This is a genomic window from Pseudomonas sp. UTLPPB19802, from assembly GCF_059730225.1.
On record NZ_AP048545.1, the window covers coordinates 5,032,244 to 5,049,245 of the forward strand.

At 56.8% G+C, this 17,002-nt stretch carries 14 protein-coding genes; 6 read left to right on the forward strand and 8 right to left on the reverse strand.

Annotated elements, in window-relative coordinates; all coding sequences use genetic code 11:
• Positions 1–59 precede the first annotated feature (59 nt).
• The 8 genes from AC6I6U_RS21705 to AC6I6U_RS21740 are packed head-to-tail and all read right to left on the reverse strand — an operon-like array spanning position 60 to position 8,357.
• A complete protein-coding gene (locus tag AC6I6U_RS21705) occupies positions 60–1,595 on the reverse strand; it encodes an acyl-CoA synthetase (RefSeq protein ID WP_497878076.1) in 1,536 nt (511 codons plus the stop codon).
• A 46-nt stretch (positions 1,596–1,641) separates the two neighbouring features.
• A complete protein-coding gene (locus AC6I6U_RS21710; RefSeq protein ID WP_497878077.1) occupies positions 1,642–2,418 on the reverse strand; it encodes an enoyl-CoA hydratase-related protein in 777 nt (258 codons plus the stop codon).
• Positions 2,419–2,435: 17 nt separating this feature from the next.
• Entirely contained in the window at positions 2,436–3,413 is a 978-nt protein-coding gene (locus AC6I6U_RS21715; RefSeq protein ID WP_497878078.1) for an NAD(P)H-dependent flavin oxidoreductase, read from the reverse strand.
• Positions 3,413–4,573: an acetyl-CoA C-acetyltransferase gene (locus AC6I6U_RS21720; protein WP_497878079.1), complete on the reverse strand. Its 1,161-nt coding sequence runs from the start codon at positions 4,571–4,573 to the stop codon at positions 3,413–3,415. The genes AC6I6U_RS21715 and AC6I6U_RS21720 overlap by 1 nt, the downstream gene beginning before the upstream one ends.
• Entirely contained in the window at positions 4,566–5,363 is a 798-nt protein-coding gene (locus AC6I6U_RS21725) for an enoyl-CoA hydratase/isomerase family protein (protein ID WP_497878080.1), read from the reverse strand. Before AC6I6U_RS21725 ends, AC6I6U_RS21720 begins: the two co-directional genes overlap by 8 nt.
• Positions 5,360–6,427 carry a phosphotransferase gene (locus AC6I6U_RS21730; RefSeq protein ID WP_497878081.1) on the reverse strand — a complete coding sequence of 356 codons (1,068 nt, stop codon included), beginning with the start codon at positions 6,425–6,427 and terminating at the stop codon, positions 5,360–5,362. The genes AC6I6U_RS21725 and AC6I6U_RS21730 overlap by 4 nt, the downstream gene beginning before the upstream one ends.
• Complete coding sequence (locus AC6I6U_RS21735; protein WP_497878082.1) at positions 6,424–7,599, reverse strand: acyl-CoA dehydrogenase family protein; 1,176 nt, start codon at positions 7,597–7,599, stop codon at positions 6,424–6,426. Before AC6I6U_RS21735 ends, AC6I6U_RS21730 begins: the two co-directional genes overlap by 4 nt.
• Positions 7,596–8,357 (reverse strand): SDR family NAD(P)-dependent oxidoreductase, encoded by a 762-nt coding sequence (locus AC6I6U_RS21740; RefSeq protein WP_497878083.1) that lies wholly within the window; start codon positions 8,355–8,357, stop codon positions 7,596–7,598. The genes AC6I6U_RS21735 and AC6I6U_RS21740 overlap by 4 nt, the downstream gene beginning before the upstream one ends.
• A gap of 203 nt (positions 8,358–8,560) precedes the next feature.
• Here AC6I6U_RS21740 and AC6I6U_RS21745 point away from each other — a divergent pair, with 203 nt between their 5' ends.
• The 6 genes from AC6I6U_RS21745 (at position 8,561) to AC6I6U_RS21770 (ending at position 16,963) form a co-directional block, all read left to right on the forward strand.
• Positions 8,561–9,184, forward strand: a complete 624-nt coding sequence (locus AC6I6U_RS21745) for a TetR/AcrR family transcriptional regulator (protein ID WP_497878084.1) — start codon at positions 8,561–8,563, stop codon at positions 9,182–9,184.
• 47 nt (positions 9,185–9,231) lie between these two features.
• The gene (locus AC6I6U_RS21750; protein ID WP_497878085.1) at positions 9,232–11,877 is read left to right on the forward strand and encodes a winged helix-turn-helix domain-containing protein; all 2,646 of its coding nucleotides are present in this window, start codon (positions 9,232–9,234) and stop codon (positions 11,875–11,877) included.
• Positions 11,878–12,025: 148 nt separating this feature from the next.
• Positions 12,026–13,345 carry an MFS transporter gene (locus tag AC6I6U_RS21755; protein WP_497878086.1) on the forward strand — a complete coding sequence of 440 codons (1,320 nt, stop codon included), beginning with the start codon at positions 12,026–12,028 and terminating at the stop codon, positions 13,343–13,345.
• Between the two features lie 60 nt (positions 13,346–13,405).
• On the forward strand, positions 13,406–14,680 hold the full coding sequence (locus tag AC6I6U_RS21760) for an OprD family porin (RefSeq protein ID WP_497878087.1): 1,275 nt from the start codon (positions 13,406–13,408) through the stop codon (positions 14,678–14,680).
• A 44-nt stretch (positions 14,681–14,724) separates the two neighbouring features.
• Positions 14,725–15,864: an acyl-CoA dehydrogenase family protein gene (locus AC6I6U_RS21765; RefSeq protein WP_497878088.1), complete on the forward strand. Its 1,140-nt coding sequence runs from the start codon at positions 14,725–14,727 to the stop codon at positions 15,862–15,864.
• Between the two features lie 25 nt (positions 15,865–15,889).
• Positions 15,890–16,963, forward strand: coding sequence for a CaiB/BaiF CoA transferase family protein (locus AC6I6U_RS21770; RefSeq protein WP_497878089.1), 1,074 nt, complete (start codon positions 15,890–15,892; stop codon positions 16,961–16,963).
• Positions 16,964–17,002 lie beyond the last annotated feature (39 nt).

Sequence of the window (17,002 nt, forward strand, 5' to 3'; positions counted from 1 at the left end):
TCATCTTTGAACCTGAGATTCGCGCGCAGTTGGCATTACTGGCCAACTGCGCGGTCCGGTTACACGCTCAGGGCTTGATGTGCGGCCTCGTATTCGGCCTTCAGCAAGCGCTTCATGAGTTTTCCAGTCGGTTCGCGAGGCAACTCACTACGAAAGTCGAACTGTTGAGGACACTTGACCCCGCCCAGGGCGTCGCGCACGAACTTGCGAAGCGTCTCGGCGAGCTGAGCATCGCCCACTACCCCGGGTCGTGGCTGAATTACAGCGATTACACGCTCCCCCATCTCCTCGTCGGGGGCGCCGAAGACAGCCGCGTCCTCTACTTGAGGGTGAGTGATCAGGTGATTTTCGATTTCCTGAGGATAGATGTTCACGCCTCCCGAGATGATCATGAAACTCTTGCGATCCGTCAGGAACAAAAATCCGTCCTCATCGACCCAACCTATGTCACTCAGGGTCGCCCATCCTTTGTGATTGTACGCTTGGCGGGTTTTTTCAGGGTCATTGTGGTATTCGAATTTCGGGCCATCTGCAAAGTAGACGTCGCCTTGCGTACCCGCCGAAACCTCCTCACCATCAGGACCTAGAATTTTTACCTTGCCAAGCACAGCGAGCCCAACAGAGCCCGGCTTGCTTAGCCACTGGGCTGAATCCAACGCAGTAATGCCGCAGGTTTCAGTGCCTGAGTAGTACTCGTGGATGATCGGCCCCCACCACTCGATCATGGCGTGCTTGACCGGAACCGGACACGGCGCAGCAGCATGGATGACCGCCTTTAGGGAACTGTAGTCGTACTGCTGACGCACCTCGCTTTCCAGCTTGAGCATGCGCACGAAATGAGTCGGTACGAAGGTAGCGTGGGTGATTCGATACTGTTCGATCAAAACCAGCGAGTGCTGGGCGTCGAAGCGATCCATCACCACCACCGTGCCACCGAAGCGGTGAACGACCATTGCCCACCGCAATGGCGCCGCATGATAGAGCGGCGAGGTCGACAGATAACGACTATTGCTTTCCATGCCATAGAGCGTCTCTCCCAATTGCATCAGTGGAGTCTTCGCCTCGATCGGGCCGTCCGGCAGTTGCGGTTTGACCCCCTTCGGGCGGCCGGTCATACCTGACGAATACAGCATGTCGGACCCCGCACTCGGATCGCTGACCAAGGTCACAGGCTGCCCTTCGCAGGCTTCGATGAAAGGCGTACGGCCCGATGCGTGGCTGAAGACGTACGGTGGCTCTAAAGCGGTTTGCCCAGCAGCCTGCTCGGCAACTTGGGAATATGCCTCGCCTGCAATCAGCACTTTCGCTTGCGAGTTTTCCAGCACATAAGCAAGATCGCTGACAGAGGTCTTGGTCGAGACTGCAGTCAGATAAAGTCCAATCCGTTGTGTGGCCCAAGCCACGACGAAAATCTCGAAATCATTACCCAGTACCACGGCAACGGTATCACCCCGTTTAAGGCCCAGTCCTCTCAGTAGATGGGCACCCTGGTTAGCAAGCGCGTCAAGCTCTCCATACGTCATCACTTTATTAGTTGATGCCAGGATGCAGGCTGGCTTATCAGGGCTGGTTTTGGCGTGAATCAACGGGTGCATGGCTTATCCTCTTATTGTGATTGTCGGAAGGCACAACACGAACTACTCAGCGACCCTGCCAGCTCGGTGGGCGCTTCTCAGCAAATGCCTTGGGCCCCTCGATTGCGTCCTGGGAATTGAGCATCGCCTGCACTTGGGGGTAGTCCCACTGTTCGGCCAGGGCCTGGGCGACAGGCACATCCAGCCCGCGCATCACAGCTTGCTTGGTGGCCCGTACCGAGAGCGGACTGCATGAGAGAATTTCGGCGGCCCAACGGCGCGCGGTGTCCATGACATCACCCTCTGCTACTTCATTCACAAAGCCGAGTTGAAGCCCTTCACTCGCACTGACACGTCGCCCAGTCAGCAGCATTCCCATACTGCGCTTCAAACCGATCAGGTTGGGGAGGCGCTGCATACCACCAGCCAGCGCTGCCAGGCCGACTTTCGCCTCTGGCAGTGCAAACGAGGCATTGGAGGACGCAACGATGATGTCGCAGGCCAATGCCAGCTCAAAACCACCGCCCATTGCCACACCGTTTACCGCGGCGATCACAGGCTTGTGCAAGTCAAAACGCGAAGCTAGGCCGCCGAAGCCCTTTTCAGGCGTGCCGAGATTCGCATCGTCGGCCTGTTGCTTGAGGTCATGCCCAGCGCAAAAAGCCTTGGAACCAGCGCCCGTGAGAATTGCCAGCCACTGGTCGTCATCATCGGCGAAATCATCGAAAGCTTGCTGTAGCTCCTCATGAGCCTTGAAATTCAGAGCGTTGTAAGAAGCTGGGCGCTGTAGGGTGATCACCGTCAGCCTACCTTCACGGGCCACGCTGATAAATTGATAATCCATCGCTCGATCTCCGGAGGTTAAGCCAGCATGCCGTTCAGACGCTGATTGATGATGCTGCGCGCGTCAGTGATCATTCGCTCAATCAATGCCTCGCACGTTGGAACATCCCGGATCAAGCCCTGGATTTGCCCGGCCCAGATGAGCCCTGCGTCCAGATTGCCCGTCTCCAAGGCTTCTCGCCCCTTGGCACCAGAAACGTAGCTGCGGATGTCCTCGAAAGTCGCACCGGGTTCTTGAGACAAGCGCACCACTTCATCGGAAACGGTGTTCCGCGCAACGCGGCCAGTATTGTGAAAACGTCGGAAGATCAGATGGGTGGAGCGCTCGTCGTTGTTCACCAGGAAGGCCTTGATGGCGTCGTGGATCGGTGCCTCTTGAGTCGCGCAGAACCGGGTTCCCATGTTCACTCCCTCGGCGCCCAAGGCCATCGCCGCAGCCAGCCCTCGGCCGTCTCCAATACCACCGCTAGCGATGATCGGGATGCTGACTTGGTCAGCGGTCGCAGGTATCAATACCAACCCTGGAATGTCATCTTCCCCCGGATGGCCCGCACACTCGAAGCCGTCGATGGAGATGATGTCGACGCCCATGCGCTGGGCCGAAACGGCATGACGAACCGCGGTGCACTTGTGAATGACAGTGAGGCCGTGAGACTTGAATGCCTCCACATGCTCCTGCGGTTTGTTGCCGGCCGTTTCGACAATGCGCACGCCTGACTCGATGATTGCTTGGCGGTACTCGGCATAAGGTGGTGGACTCACGGACGGCAGAATCGTCAGGTTTACCGCAAAAGGCTTGTCCGTCATGCTGCGGCAACGGTCGATTTCCCGACGCAGGTCATCAGGTGTCGGCTGGGTGAGAGCGGTAAGCGTCCCCAGACCGCCCGCGTTCGACACGGCGCTTGCCAGTTCAGCACGCCCCACCCACATCATGCCGCCTTGTACGATGGGGTGACGAATCCCGAGCAACTCGGTAACACGATTTCGGAAGGCCATTACAGCACCTCCAAAATTGTCACGTTGCTCACACCACCGCCCTCGCACATTGTCTGCAAGCCATACCGTTTTCCGCGAGCCTTCAGGGCATGAACCAAGGTGGTCATCAGTTTGGTACCCGACGAGCCCAATGGATGCCCCAGAGCGATTGCACCGCCATTCACGTTCAAGCGATCGGGGTCCGCCTCAAGGGCGTCGAGCCATGCCAAAGGCACAGGAGCAAAGGCCTCGTTGACTTCATAGAGGTCGATATCGGCGATGCTCATGCCGGCTTTCTTCAACGCTTTTTGCGTCGCGAAAATCGGCTCTTCAAGCATGATCACCGGGTCCCCGGCAGTCACTGTCATGTCGACGATACGTGCCATCGGCGTCAGGCCGTGGGTTTTCAAGGCACGCTCGCTGACTACCAGTACACCTGAGGCCCCATCGCACACCTGGCTTGCGTTCGCTGCGCTGACCACCCCGCCTTCCTGCAAAGGTTTGACCGAACCGATGCCATCCAAGGAAGCATCGAAGCGTATTCCCTCATCCACGAGATGCAGACCATCGCCTACCCACAGACCGATGATCTCTTGTTTAAAAGCCCCGGACCGTGTGGCTTGAGCGGCCCGCTGATGACTGCTCAAAGCAAATCGATCCAGCGTCAGTCGGTCATAACCGTACTTTTCAGCCAGCATTTGCGCCCCACCAAACTGGCTGAACGTATCGACCTGGAATCGCTCCTTGATGCGGTTGCTGAAAGGGCCGATGCCAATCCCTTCCTTTGCATGGAAAGACATGTTTGAGAACATCGGCACTCGACTCATACTTTCCACGCCGCCAGCGATCACCACATCCTGCATCCCTGACATGACGGCCTGGGCAGCAAATTGAACGGCCTGCTGGGAACTCCCACACTGGCGATCGATGGTGACGGCGGGTACGCTCTGGGGCAGCTTGGAGGCGAGCACCACATTGCGGGCAAAAGCAAAAGCCTGTTCACCGGCCTGGGTCACACATCCGATGATCACATCGTCCACTGCGGCAGGATCAATTCCGGAGCGATCCACCAGTGCGTTCAGCACCTCTCCCCCCATGTCCGCCGGGTGCCACCCTGCCAACTTGCCGTTACGACGACCACCAGCAGTACGTACCGCCGCCACTATGTATGCATCAGCCATGAGTCAACTCCTTCTTATTCTTTTGGGTACGTTGCGCTACAAATGCGCCGACTTTGTCACGTACATAGGGCCGGGTTGCCAGCGCCGAAATACTGCGAGCTTCTTGCTCCAGCTGCGCTTCCAACGGCATGCCAAGAGACTCAAGCAGCAACTTTTTCACACGGCCTAGCGCAGGCACATGCATCGATGCCAGGCTCTGTGCCAGCACCGCTCCTTCGGCATGCAACTGCCCCGCTTCGACAACCCGAGTAATCAGACCTAGGGTCTTCGCCTGTTCAGCGCTAATGCGCTGGTTGAGCAGAATGATTTCTTGAGCACCGCGCAGCCCAACCAACCGGGGTAGAAGCCAACTGAGACCTCCATCGGGGCTCAAGCCAATCGCACCGTAGGCTGGCGTGAAGGATGCTGCCCCCTCGGCCAGGACAACATCGCCTACCAATGAGAGGCTCATGCCGGCACCAGCAGCAGGGCCGTTGACGAGCACGACAAGCGGCTTTTCCATTCTCATAAGTCTGGAGATGGCGAGGTGCAACGTGCCAGCCAGCTCGCTGAGGAATCCAGAAATATCGTCCCCTGCGGCCACGAATTCATCCAGGTCGCCTCCGGCACAGAACAGTTTGCCACTGCCGGTGAGCACCACACACTTCACCTCGCAAGCCTGATCGCAGCTGATGGCTGCCTTGAGCAGTGCCTGTGCCATGGGGAGATCAATGGCATTGCCCTGCTGTGGTCGGTTTAATGTAATGGTGGCTACGCCTTGCTCCACCTTGAGTATTACTAAGTCGTTCATCGGCAACCCTCCAAGGCACGGCGGGCCAGTTCGGCCAGTACCGGGAAACTTTTTGCCCGTTCACAGGCATACGCCGAAGCGGCAGTGCCGCGAATGACTCGGCCTTTGATGCCATGGAAGATGGCGGCCATGCGGAACAGGTTGAAGGCGATGTAGAACTCCCACTCGGGAATTGAGGCTCGCCCAGTGCGATCGCAGTACGCCTGAACGTATTGCGCTTGCGAAGGAATGTTCAGGTGTGACAAATCCGCACCTGCGAGCCCTGCAACAATGTCCGGCGGCATCTGATACATCATCGCGTGGTTGGCGAAGTCGGCCAGGGGGTGTCCAAGCGTGGACAACTCCCAATCCAGCACGGCCACGACCCGAGGCTCTATAGGGTGGAAAATCATGTTGTCGCAGCGAAAGTCACCATGCACGATGCTGGTTTCGTCGCCTACCGGAATATGCTCAGGCAGCCACTGGACCAGCAAGTCCATGTTCGGATCCCGGCCCGCCGCTTCGTCTTCCAGATACTGCCGAGTCCAGCGGCTGATCTGCCGAGAGAAGTAGTTTCCCGTTTTCCCATAATCCTGTAGCCCAACATCCGCCGGATTGATTCGATGCAGGGAGGCCAGCGTCTGGTTCATCGCGTCGAAGTATTCTGGTCGTTCGTCGTGGCCGACGTCCGGCAAGGTGGCGTCCCAAAAAATTCTGCCCTCAACCCTCTCCATTACGTAGAAAGGTGTTCCTAGTACCGACTCATCCGTACACAGGCCGAAGATCTTCGGCACACTGAAGCCGACCCTGCCCAGCGCTTGTTGCACCCGAGCTTCTCGCTCGATCGAGTGGGCGCCTTTTAGCAATAGCCCTGCAGGTTTACGTCGAAGTACGTAGCTATTGTCAGGCGTGGTGATTTGATACGTGGGGATTGACTGCCCGCCTTTGAACTGCAGCACAGTCATGGGGCCTGCGAACCCGTCGACATTGGCCCGCATCCAGTTCGCCAGGGCCCGCTCATCGACCCCCATATCAGGTCGAACCGCTCCTGCCCCAGCGTTCGCTCGTTGCTCCAAGGCATTCATGCTCTGGCCCTCGCCCACTCACGTTTGATCGTTTTTGCCAGTGACCATTTGTGAACTTCAGTGGGTCCGTCATAAATCCTGAAAGCACGAATTTCGCGGAAAACCTGCTCAACGATCGAATCTTCAGTTAGGCCGCTGCCGCCCATTACTTGCACGCAACGGTCTGCGACTCTCATCAGGATTTCACTGACCGCCACCTTGGCCATCGAGCTTTCAGTGCCGCCTGCAGCCCCACTGTCCAGCACGCTTGCGCACCACTGAATCATCAGTTCAACCTGTTTAAGATCGATCAAGTTCTCGGCCAGGCTAAAGCCGGTGCCTTCGTGGTCGATCAGCAGCTTGCCGAATGCCATACGGCGGTTGGCATAGTCGGTGGCAATTTCATTGGCGCGCAGGCAGGCCCCATACCAACGCATGCAGTGCGACAACCGTGCAGGGGCAAGCCTGACCTGGGCGTAGCGAAACCCTTCACCGGCGTTCCCCAGCATCTGCTCCGCCGGCACCCGCAAGTTATCCAACGTGACGATGGCGTGACCACCCGGCATCGAACTGTCGATCGTGCGCGGTATCCGTTCGATACGGATCGCCGGGTCGGGCAACGAGACCAGAAACATGCACGCCCCTTCCTCCGCCTTCGCCATCACGATTCCGATTTGCGCGCCTTGAGCACCGGTGATGAACGCCTTGCGGCCGTTGATCACCCAGCTATCACCCTCTCTGTGGCAATGCGTTCGCATCATCGAAGGATCGGAACCCGCTCCACCCTCTTCGGCAGGCTCAGTCATGAAGAATGCCGACCGTGCTCTGCCTGTTACCAACGGCTCGAGGAATTGCTGCTTGATGTACTCGCTACCTACCTTACCCAGCAGGTACATGTTGCCCTCATCCGGCGCACAGGTATTGCAGGCCAATGGCCCCAGAGGAGAAAGGCCGGTGCGTGCCAGGACCAACGCGGTACCTTGTTGGCTCAGATGGCTACCATCGGGAAGAATATGCGGGGTGAGCACACCCGCCTGGCGTGCCTTTTCACGCAGTTCCAAAACCATTTCGTCTGTAGGACAGTCGTGATGGTCCCGGCGCATATCCTTCTCATACGGCACGACCACCTCACGTACGAACGCCTCAACACGCTCAGCAATCGCCGAAGCCAACTCGAGATCATTCACATTCATCGCGAAGCCATCCTGATCGCGCCATCCAGGCGAATGACTTCACCGTTAAGCATGGGGTTCTCGATGATTGACTGGACGAGTTGAGCGAACTCGTCAGGCTGCCCCAGTCGACTAGGGAACGGTACCTGCTGCCCAAGCGACTGCTGGGTCTCTTCTGGCAGCGATGCCAGGAGCGGTGTGAGGAAAATACCCGGCGCGATAGTCATCACTCGGATGCCATAGCGGGCGAACTCACGGGCCAGGGGCAGGGTCATGCCGACAATCCCCGCTTTCGAAGCGGCATATGCCGGCTGTCCGATCTGCCCATCAAATGCCGCAACACTGGCCGTGTTGATGATGATGCCGCGTTCCTCCCCAGCCTGCTCAGCCGCATGGAGACGGGCCGCGAACTTGGAAAGGACGTTGAAGCTGCCATTGAGGTTGATGTTGATAATCCGAGCGAAATCAGCCAGCGGGAGTGCTTTTCCGTCACGACTGATTGCTTTGGCGGGTGGGCCGATACCGGCACAATTGACCAGAATGCGCGCTTTTCCATGCACGCCTTCAGCTGTTTCCAGCGCATGCTCTACCGCGGCTTCATCAGTCACATCTGCCTTGATGAACACCCCACCGATTGATCTGGCGAGTGTTTCACCCAGTTGCTGGTTCAGGTCAATGATCGCAACATTCGCTCCCGCCGCCGCCAATCGAGCAGCAACTGCGCCTCCCAGGCCAGAGGCACCACCGGTGATGACTGCCGCTACATCTTGAATCTTCATCGCGCACATCCTCTTGCTTGTTTTTATGGGGATAGAGATCGCTGGAGTGTGCAGGCGGGCACTTAAAAACCTGCCAGTAGACCACCTACTCGTGAGTAGGCTAGAATTCCCCACATGGCCCTGTCAAGGTTATGCACGATGAAAATGCCGCGAACCTTGCTGCCCATGCATGGTCCTGAGCCGTGCTAAAAACAACGAACTGGATGACTAACGTGACTGACAGCTCACCTTTTCAAACCGTCACGCAAAAGCAGCAAGAACGTGAAGCCAAACGCCAGGCCGTGTTGCGTGCAGCGGTGCGCATATTCAACGAACGCGGCTTTCACGCCACGTTGCTTGAGGACGTAGCGATCAGCCTCGGCATCTCCAAGCCAACGATCTACCACTACCTGGGAAACAAGGAGCAGGTTTTGCTCCAATGTGTTCTGCACGGCCTGGAGCAGCTTATTGAAGCGGCAGAGTCTGCGCGCCAGCAACCTGGCAAGGGAATCGACCGGTTGCGCAACTATCTGCAGCGCTACGCCGAAATCAACATGGATGACTTCGGGCGCTGCGTGATCCGCACAGGTGATGAAGCCTTATCAGAAGATGGCCGAAAAGAATTCCGGTCGCTGAAAGGAAAAATCGACTTGGCAATGCGCGGCTTGATTGAGGAGGCCATCGCGGATGGGTCAATCGCACCTTGTGATTCAAAACTACTGGCATTCACGCTGGCAGGTGCCTTGAACTGGCCTGCCCGCTGGTTTTCTCCCGACGGCAAACAATCCAAGGAGGACGTAGCTGCGCAGATGGTCGACTTGCTCACGACAGGTTTTGCGCCACGCTGACGGGGTGCTGCGACATGGAGTGTCGTCACGACGCAAGGAAGGAGAACATGTACACCATGCTCAACGACCCAGACCCTAGATTCAAAGGCCCTGCACTCATTCCAACGCAGGTCAGGCGCTCGCGCTTGTTGCCGATCATCGAGCGAGCCGGTGGCACCCTCACCCTGTTGAGTGCACCAGCTGGTTTTGGCAAATCGACGGCAATGGCTCAGGCCTTCGGCCAGTTCAGCCAAGCCGGAATTGCAACGGCATGGTTGAACGCTCGGGCGACCGACAACGACTTGTCGAGGTTTCTGAGCTGCCTGGACAAGATCGTAAAGCATCTGGGCATCGCCCAGCCCGGTTGCGATGCCATGACAAGCATTGCGACACATGATGGGCCATTCGCACTCTTCGTAGATGATCTGGAAAATATTCATGAAGGCTCCGTTTTGGCGCTCCTTCAAGAAATTGCTCTGCAGCTTCCACGCCGCGCCTACCTGATAGCGGCCACCCGTCTGACACCCGCAATGGGGCTGTCGCGCTTGCGCGTCGGCGGCCGGCTCACAGAAATCGGCTCGAGCGAATTGCGGTTCGACTACGACGAATGTGCAGCGCTCTTCGCTCCTCAACTTGCCGCCGGCAACCTCTCACGGGAACAAGTTGATCACTTGCATGGCAAAACCGAAGGCTGGGCAGCTGCTTTGTGGCTAGCCTCAATCGCGCTTAAGCGAACAGAGTCCCGTATAGACTTCATCGCCCAGTTTTCTGGTTCAACAGGCACCGTGGGCCAATACCTGAGTGAAGTGGTTCTAGCCGAACAAACCCCTGCGCTCCGCATGTTCCTGATCCGCATCAGTGTGTTGAGATCGTTCAATCTATCCGTTTGTGAGGCGTTGAACCCAGGCGTGAACTGTCGCGAGATGGTAGAGGGACTTCATACGCAAGGCCTCGCGCTGCCAATCGAGTCCAGAAGTGGCTATTGGCGATTTCATGGCCTTTTTGCAGAGCTTCTGCGCAACCAGTTGATTACCGAATATCCCTGTCAGTGGAGAGACCTGCACCTGAGGGCGTCGCATTGGTTCGAATCTCAAGGCCAGGCTGTGCTGGCAATCGATCACGCGGTGCAAGGAAAGGTATTCGAACAGGCAACAGTGCTCCTTGAGCGGCATACCGAGTCACTGTTGGAGCAAGGGCGAATGCGCCTGCTGAGACGGTGGTTCACATCGATTCCTGAAAACCTGGTCGCAACCCGCCCAGTCTTGTACATGATGTCCATTTGGGCTACTGCGTTGACCGAAGGTTCACATGCTGCCCGTGAACAATTGGAGCAGATCGACTGGCGCAACAGCACGGACGCCCGGATTCGCAATCATGGTGCCGCACTCTATCCGACCCTCCTCGGCATGCAAGATCACTGCGAAGATGCCGTCACAGCAGGTAAGCACGCCCTGGAGAGCATGGAACCTGGGTACTGCTTCGCGAGCGCCACTCTGCTCAATGCCATTGCGCATCAGACCCTCATTATCGGTGATGCGCGGGATGCTCAATTGATGCTTGATGCGGCTCGACGCCTGCATGGTGGAGAAAGCCTGTTCAATCGCATGTATTCGGAAACTACCGAGGGGCTGATTGACCTCCTCCATGGAAGGCTACGTCATGCCTCAGCTCGCTTCAGGCTGGCAGTGGACGCCACGCATGCCACTCGCAACAAACATACTCATGGAAATGCCTGGGCCGGCGTGCTCTACACCGCAACGGTGTATGAAGCCAATGATCTCGCGAAAACTCGTCATCTGATTAATGTATACCTACCGCTGGTACGTGAAGTTTGCATACCTGATCATCTGATCCTTATCTACCTGCTCAAATGCAGGCTTGCCTTCATAGAAAAGGATCTCGACACGGCCGTACAAGCCCTGACCGAGTTAGAGTACCTCGGACACAGTCGCAGACTCCCGCGCGCAGTTGCGGCTGCGCAACTCGAGCGAGCGAAGATTCTCCTTATCCAGGGCCAAGGCTCTGCATCCCTTGATGAGCTGGCCAGGGCGGACGATCCCGTCATCTGGGCTCGCGAATGCCGCCAGCGTTTACTCGCGCACGACATCCATTACCTCCGCCTTGCTAGGCTCAGATGGGAAATTCATTTTGGTGACCCAGTAGCAGCACTGAAGCAAGCTAACACTGATCTCAAAGACGCTTACGCCTCTGGCCGACGCCATCGCGCACTGGTGCTTCAACTGCTCAAGGTGCTGGCATTGCATCGTTGCGACAACTTGCTTTGTGCCCACAAAGAGCTTGAGGACGCACTGTCATTTGCCGCGCATGAGGGCTACCTGCGCACGCTGCTGGATGAGGGACCATTACTGGCAGGCGTTGTGACCGAGTTCAAGCAAGCCTACGAAACGCGTAAGTCCAGGAACCCTCTGCTCTCAGATTTTCTACGGACGCTCCAAATTGGGTTCGGTCTAACGACTACTGAAAAGTGCAACAGCCAGTCGCTATCACAGCCTATGGCCGAACCGCTGACACGTAAGGAAATTGAAGTCCTGATGCTTTTGACCGAGGGTTGTTCGAACCTCGACTTAGCCGACCGCCTGCACGTCTCCAACAGCACCGTGCGCACTCATCTGCGCAATATCAATGCCAAGCTCGAAACCAACAGCCGAACCCAGGCCCTTGCCGTAGCGCGGAAACTCGGATTGGTCTCATAACTCACCTGGAAAATCGTCTTTTGAGACGATTTTCCGTCCCCTCCTTCTCCATAGACTTGAGCCAGATGTCCAGCGTTTGCGATGCAAGCGAGGCGTCTGGTTATTGCTGTTTCGCAGATCCAACAAAAATAATTAATGGGATTACGCAATGAACGAGCAGAGCACATCCTTCACCTATGCCGAGAGCAAAATCCATCCTGGCCGCTGGTATGCCGTTGGGTGCCTCATCATCTTCTACGCCATATCAATGGTGGATCGCTTCATCCTGTCTGCCGTAGCCCAGCCAGTTACACAAAGCCTGGGCTTGTCGAATACGCAAATGGGGCTTTTGTTAGGGGCGGGATTTGCAATCCTCTACTCCGTAGCCGGCATTCCAGTCGCTTACCTCATCGACAAGGGTAACCGTACGCGCATCATCCTCACGGGCGTGCTGCTCTGGTCGCTCATGACCGCGGCTTCCGCATTTACCGTCGACTTCACAACCTTGATCATATGCCGGGCGGGCGTAGCAATCGGTGAAGCCGTATTAACGCCGGCGGCAATGTCGCTAATCGGTGACATGTTCCAGCGCAAAGAGAGAGCGTTGCCAACCAGTTTCTACATGGCTACGGGTAACGTCATGGCAACGGGCGCCTTCCTCATCGGGGGAGCGGTATACCAGTACGCTGGCACCCAACAGTTCCTGCCAGGTATGGAAGCTTGGCGCTTCACCTTGCTCACCGTCAGCTTGCCTGGCTTCCTGATGATCCTGCTGTTTGCATTGACCATGCGTGAGCCTGCACGCGTCGAGTCACAAGCCTCTGAATCGGCAACGGGTATCGATGCACTGCTGCCATTTTTGAAGGGCAACCAGGCCATGTTCATTCCTTTTTTCATTGCAACAGGGATGATTTCATCACTCACACTCGGCGTGATCTCATGGGCTCCGACATTGCTGATCCGCTTGCATGAACTTACCGCCTCCCACGCCAGCTTCGTGTTTGGCTCGGTGGGTTTACCGACATCAGTATTCGGCACCCTGTCCCTCCCTTGGTTGGCCAGCAAACTGCAAAAAGCAGGGCGATCGGACGGCATCATTCTGATACTGATGCTTTCCGTGGCTATCCCGGTGCCAGCCATTATCATCGGCCTGCTTGCCGGCCAGTACTGGCTTCTGGTAACCGCGTTCGCGATCTGCATGATGTTCTTGCCAAGCATTTCCGTGATGACATGCCTGGGTATGCAAATGATCAGCCCATCCAGACTCAGAGCCCGCACCGTTGCGGTCAACCTTCTAGTCATCAATCTCTTCGGCTACACCGTTGGCCCATTCCTGAGCGGCCTGTTAGCTGACCGCGTGTTTACTGGGCCAACAGCCATTGCTTTCGCGCTGGCAACCATGGCTGCAGCCATAGGCCCCATTGCGATCCTGGGCTTCCTGTTCGCACGCCGTCACTTCGGTCAGATGATGAGCGCGCAGAAGGACTGAGCCTGAATCGCGCCATCGCAATGGCCTGACTCCAAACAACAATAAATACTGGAGCACCACATGACTTTCCGCACCGCAGCGTTGCTGATGTCCACGTTGCCACTGTCGTTCGCAGTTCACGCACAAAGTGCATTTTTCACTGATAGCTCTGCCAGCGTTCTTCTGCACAACTACTACCTGGATCGGGATTACAAAGACCCGGAAAACCCAGCGCTCAAGCGTGAGCTGAGGGAGTGGGCACAAGGCGTGACTCTCGATTTCAAATCAGGCTACACCGAAGGTCCAGTTGGGTTCGGGCTAGACCTAAACAGCATGACAGGCTTCAAGCTCGACTCATCACCGCATCGCGCGGGCACCCAACTGCTACCTGTAGATTCCAAAGGCCGATCTGAAGACAGCTTCAGTACCTTTGGAGGTGTTGCAAAGGTTCGCTTTGCACAGTCGAAATTGAACACGGGCCGCATGACACTGCTGCTGCCGGTTGCCTATTCCAGCCCAGGCAGGCTGCTACCGCAGACGTTCCAGGGCACCACGTTTCAGTCAGAAGACATTGAGAACCTGACGTTGATGGGGGGCTACCTGGACCGCATCAAGTTCAGGGACTCAAGCAACTACGAAAACATCCGCGTCACGGCACAAAATGGCCGCTTCCTCGACGTTGACTCCAGCGGGTTCACCTACGTCGGTGCCAAGTACAAGGCAAGTCCCAATCTCACCGCGAGCTACTATCACGCAACCCTGAACGACATCTATCGGCAGGATTACCTGTGGTTGGTCCATGACCTTCCACTGGGACCTGGTAGCCTCAAAACCGACTTCCGATGGGTCAAGTCCGGCGAAGATGGCTCCGCCAATGCGGGCGAAGTCGACAACGACAACTACGGTGTCGTGTTCCGCTACTCCCTGGGCGGTCATACCTTCAGCACTGGCTACATGGCTCTGTTCGGCGACACCGCTCAACCGTACATGGGCCGTAGCGAGCCATCTCCGACTGTGGAGGGAGCAATTGCTACCGACTTCCTCAATGCCAAAGAACGCACCTGGCAAGTACGCTACGACTACAACTTTGCCGCCGCGGGCATTCCGGGACTCACCGCGATGGTCTGGCATATGCGCGGGGACAACATCGAACTGCCAGATCGCATGGGCGGCAGCGGCCGATACGAACGCGAAAGCCAGGCACAGGTTGCTTATGTCATCCAATCTGGCCCTCTTCAAGGACTCGGTTTCAAGGTTCGCCACGCCTGGTACCGCAACAACTTCACCCAAGCCGCGACCTTCCGCGACAACAATGACCTGCGTGTGAACGTTCTCTACACATGGAAACTCTGGTGATACTGCTGTAGGTGCAGTGTTGATGCACCTTTCTGGGAGACCTTATGCAACGCTCTGGATTCAGTACTGAACATGACATTTTCCGGGAGAGCTACAGGGCTTTCCTGCAAAAAGAAGTGCAGCCAAATAAGCAGGCCTGGCGCAAAGCCGGGATCGTTCCTCGTGAGATGTTCAAGAAGATGGGCGAACTCGGTTTCCTGCTGGTGTGGGCCGCTGAAGAGCATGGCGGCATCGGCCTGTGGGATTTCCGCTATCAACAAATCATGATTGAAGAAGATAACCGCTTCGGCGAAGTTGGCTTCTACCACACCTTGCACAGCCGGCTGGTGGCACCGTACATCAAGCACTTCGGCAACTCTGATCAACAAGCTCGTTATCTACCTTCGTGCGCTACCGGCGATAGTATTCTGGGTATCGCCATGACCGAGCCGGATGCTGGCAGTGATCTGGCGGGCATGAAAACTCGAGCGCTGGAACGCGAGAACCATTGGCTACTCAATGGAGCGAAAACCTACATATCGAACGGCATCAATGCAGACGTAATACTCGTTGCAGCCAAGACTAATCCTGATGACCCCAGGCAGATTGGGCTGTTTCTGGTTGAGCGAGGGATGCCCGGCTTTGAGCGAGGGCGCCAGTTGGAGAAGATGGGCCTGCACGCCCAAGACACCGCAGAACTCTTCTTTAATGACGTGCGTGTACCCAAGCAAAATGTACTGGGAGATGTTTCTCAGGGGCTGCGATACCTGAAGACCTCGCTGGTCGAAGAACGTCTTATTTCAGCTGTCGGTTCGCTGGCCAATGCTCAATGCGGCTTTGACCTGACGCGCGACTACGTGCTTCAACGCAAGGCTTTCGGCAAGAAAGTAGCGGAGTTCCAAAACACCCGATTCACCATGGCTGACTTGGCAGCCGATCTGGAAGTCGCTCAAGTCTACGTAGACCACTGTGTTGCCCAGCACAATGCCGGCGAGCTTTCCGCTCAGTCAGCGGCGAAAGCCAAGCTCATCACGAGCGAGCTTGAATCAAGGGTCATGGATGCCGGTGTACAGTTGCACGGAGGAGCTGGCTACATGCAGGAGTACGAAATCTGTCAACGTTTCCTGGATGCCCGGGTTTCACGAATTTTCGCTGGCAGCTCTGAAATAATGAAAGAAATCATCGCGCGCAGCGTCTTGGGTTGACAGGCAATTGCATCAAGGAGAACACATGGGACCATTGAAAGGCATCAAAGTGGTGGAACTTTCCGGAATCGGCCCCGCCCCGTTCGCAGCCATGGTGCTCGCCGACCTCGGGGCAGAGGTCGTTCGTATCGTTCGCCCAGGCACAGCAGTAGACCCTGCTGATGTGCTCAGCCGTAGCAGACCGACCGTAGAGCTGGATATACGTACTGAATCCGGCCAATCCGCCGTTCTTCGCCTTGTCGCCAAGGCCGACATATTGATCGAAGGCTTCCGGCCCGGAGTGATGGAAAAGAACCGGCTTGGCCCAACTGAATGCCATGCAGTCAATCCTCGCCTGATCTATGGGCGTATGACCGGCTGGGGGCAGTATGGTCCGTTGGCCCGCACAGCAGGCCATGACATCAACTACATAGCGATCACCGGCGCGCTGCAGAGCATCGGACGTCCAGGTGAAACCCCGCCCCCGCCCATCAATTTCGTGGGTGACTTTGGTGGAGGCGGCATGTTGCTGCTAGTCGGTGTGATGGCCGCACTGCATGAAGTATCAAAGTCCGGCAAGGGTCAGGTGATCGACGCCGCCATGAGCGATGGGACAACACTACTGGCCAGCTTCATCCATGGGCTGCGGGCAATGGGCCAATGGGGAAATGATCGCGGCAGTAACTTGCTCGATGGTGCGGCTCCGTTCTATGACACCTATCGGTGTGCAGATGGCCGCTTCGTGGCGATCGGTGCGATTGAGCCTCAGTTCTACCAACAGTTGCGTGAGCTGTGCCCAATGGAAGGCAGTCTGTTTGATGACCAGATGAACCCGGCCAGTTGGCCATCTCAGAAACAGGCGCTGGCGGGTATCATGGCCACTCGCACGCGAGATGAGTGGTGCACCCTTTTCGAAGGCAGTGACGCCTGCTTTGCACCAGTGCTGGATTGGGATGAAGCTCCATTGCATGCGCACAATCGCGCAAGAGAGACCTTCGTGACCATCGCTGATGTAGTGCAGCCTGCCCCAGCCCCGCGATTCTCACGCACTTCGCCAGGTGTTCCTCAACCGGCCCATGCGATTCAACTCGAGCAGGCACTGCAACGCTGGGATGCTTGAAGTTCAACGGACGGAAAAAAGGGGGCCATGGGCCCCCTC

What these genes read in the sequence shown, in the direction of transcription:
- AC6I6U_RS21705 (WP_497878076.1), bottom strand. Translation starts at nt 1,595, where the DNA reads ATGCACCCGTTGATTCACGCCAAAACCAGCCCTGATAAGCCAGCCTGC.
- AC6I6U_RS21710 (WP_497878077.1), bottom strand. Translation starts at nt 2,418, where the DNA reads ATGGATTATCAATTTATCAGCGTGGCCCGTGAAGGTAGGCTGACGGTG.
- AC6I6U_RS21715 (WP_497878078.1), bottom strand. Translation starts at nt 3,413, where the DNA reads ATGGCCTTCCGAAATCGTGTTACCGAGTTGCTCGGGATTCGTCACCCC.
- AC6I6U_RS21720 (WP_497878079.1), bottom strand. Translation starts at nt 4,573, where the DNA reads ATGGCTGATGCATACATAGTGGCGGCGGTACGTACTGCTGGTGGTCGT.
- AC6I6U_RS21725 (WP_497878080.1), bottom strand. Translation starts at nt 5,363, where the DNA reads ATGAACGACTTAGTAATACTCAAGGTGGAGCAAGGCGTAGCCACCATT.
- AC6I6U_RS21730 (WP_497878081.1), bottom strand. Translation starts at nt 6,427, where the DNA reads ATGAATGCCTTGGAGCAACGAGCGAACGCTGGGGCAGGAGCGGTTCGA.
- AC6I6U_RS21735 (WP_497878082.1), bottom strand. Translation starts at nt 7,599, where the DNA reads ATGAATGTGAATGATCTCGAGTTGGCTTCGGCGATTGCTGAGCGTGTT.
- AC6I6U_RS21740 (WP_497878083.1), bottom strand. Translation starts at nt 8,357, where the DNA reads ATGAAGATTCAAGATGTAGCGGCAGTCATCACCGGTGGTGCCTCTGGC.
- AC6I6U_RS21745 (WP_497878084.1), top strand. Translation starts at nt 8,561, where the DNA reads ATGACTAACGTGACTGACAGCTCACCTTTTCAAACCGTCACGCAAAAG.
- AC6I6U_RS21750 (WP_497878085.1), top strand. Translation starts at nt 9,232, where the DNA reads ATGTACACCATGCTCAACGACCCAGACCCTAGATTCAAAGGCCCTGCA.
- AC6I6U_RS21755 (WP_497878086.1), top strand. Translation starts at nt 12,026, where the DNA reads ATGAACGAGCAGAGCACATCCTTCACCTATGCCGAGAGCAAAATCCAT.
- AC6I6U_RS21760 (WP_497878087.1), top strand. Translation starts at nt 13,406, where the DNA reads ATGACTTTCCGCACCGCAGCGTTGCTGATGTCCACGTTGCCACTGTCG.
- AC6I6U_RS21765 (WP_497878088.1), top strand. Translation starts at nt 14,725, where the DNA reads ATGCAACGCTCTGGATTCAGTACTGAACATGACATTTTCCGGGAGAGC.
- AC6I6U_RS21770 (WP_497878089.1), top strand. Translation starts at nt 15,890, where the DNA reads ATGGGACCATTGAAAGGCATCAAAGTGGTGGAACTTTCCGGAATCGGC.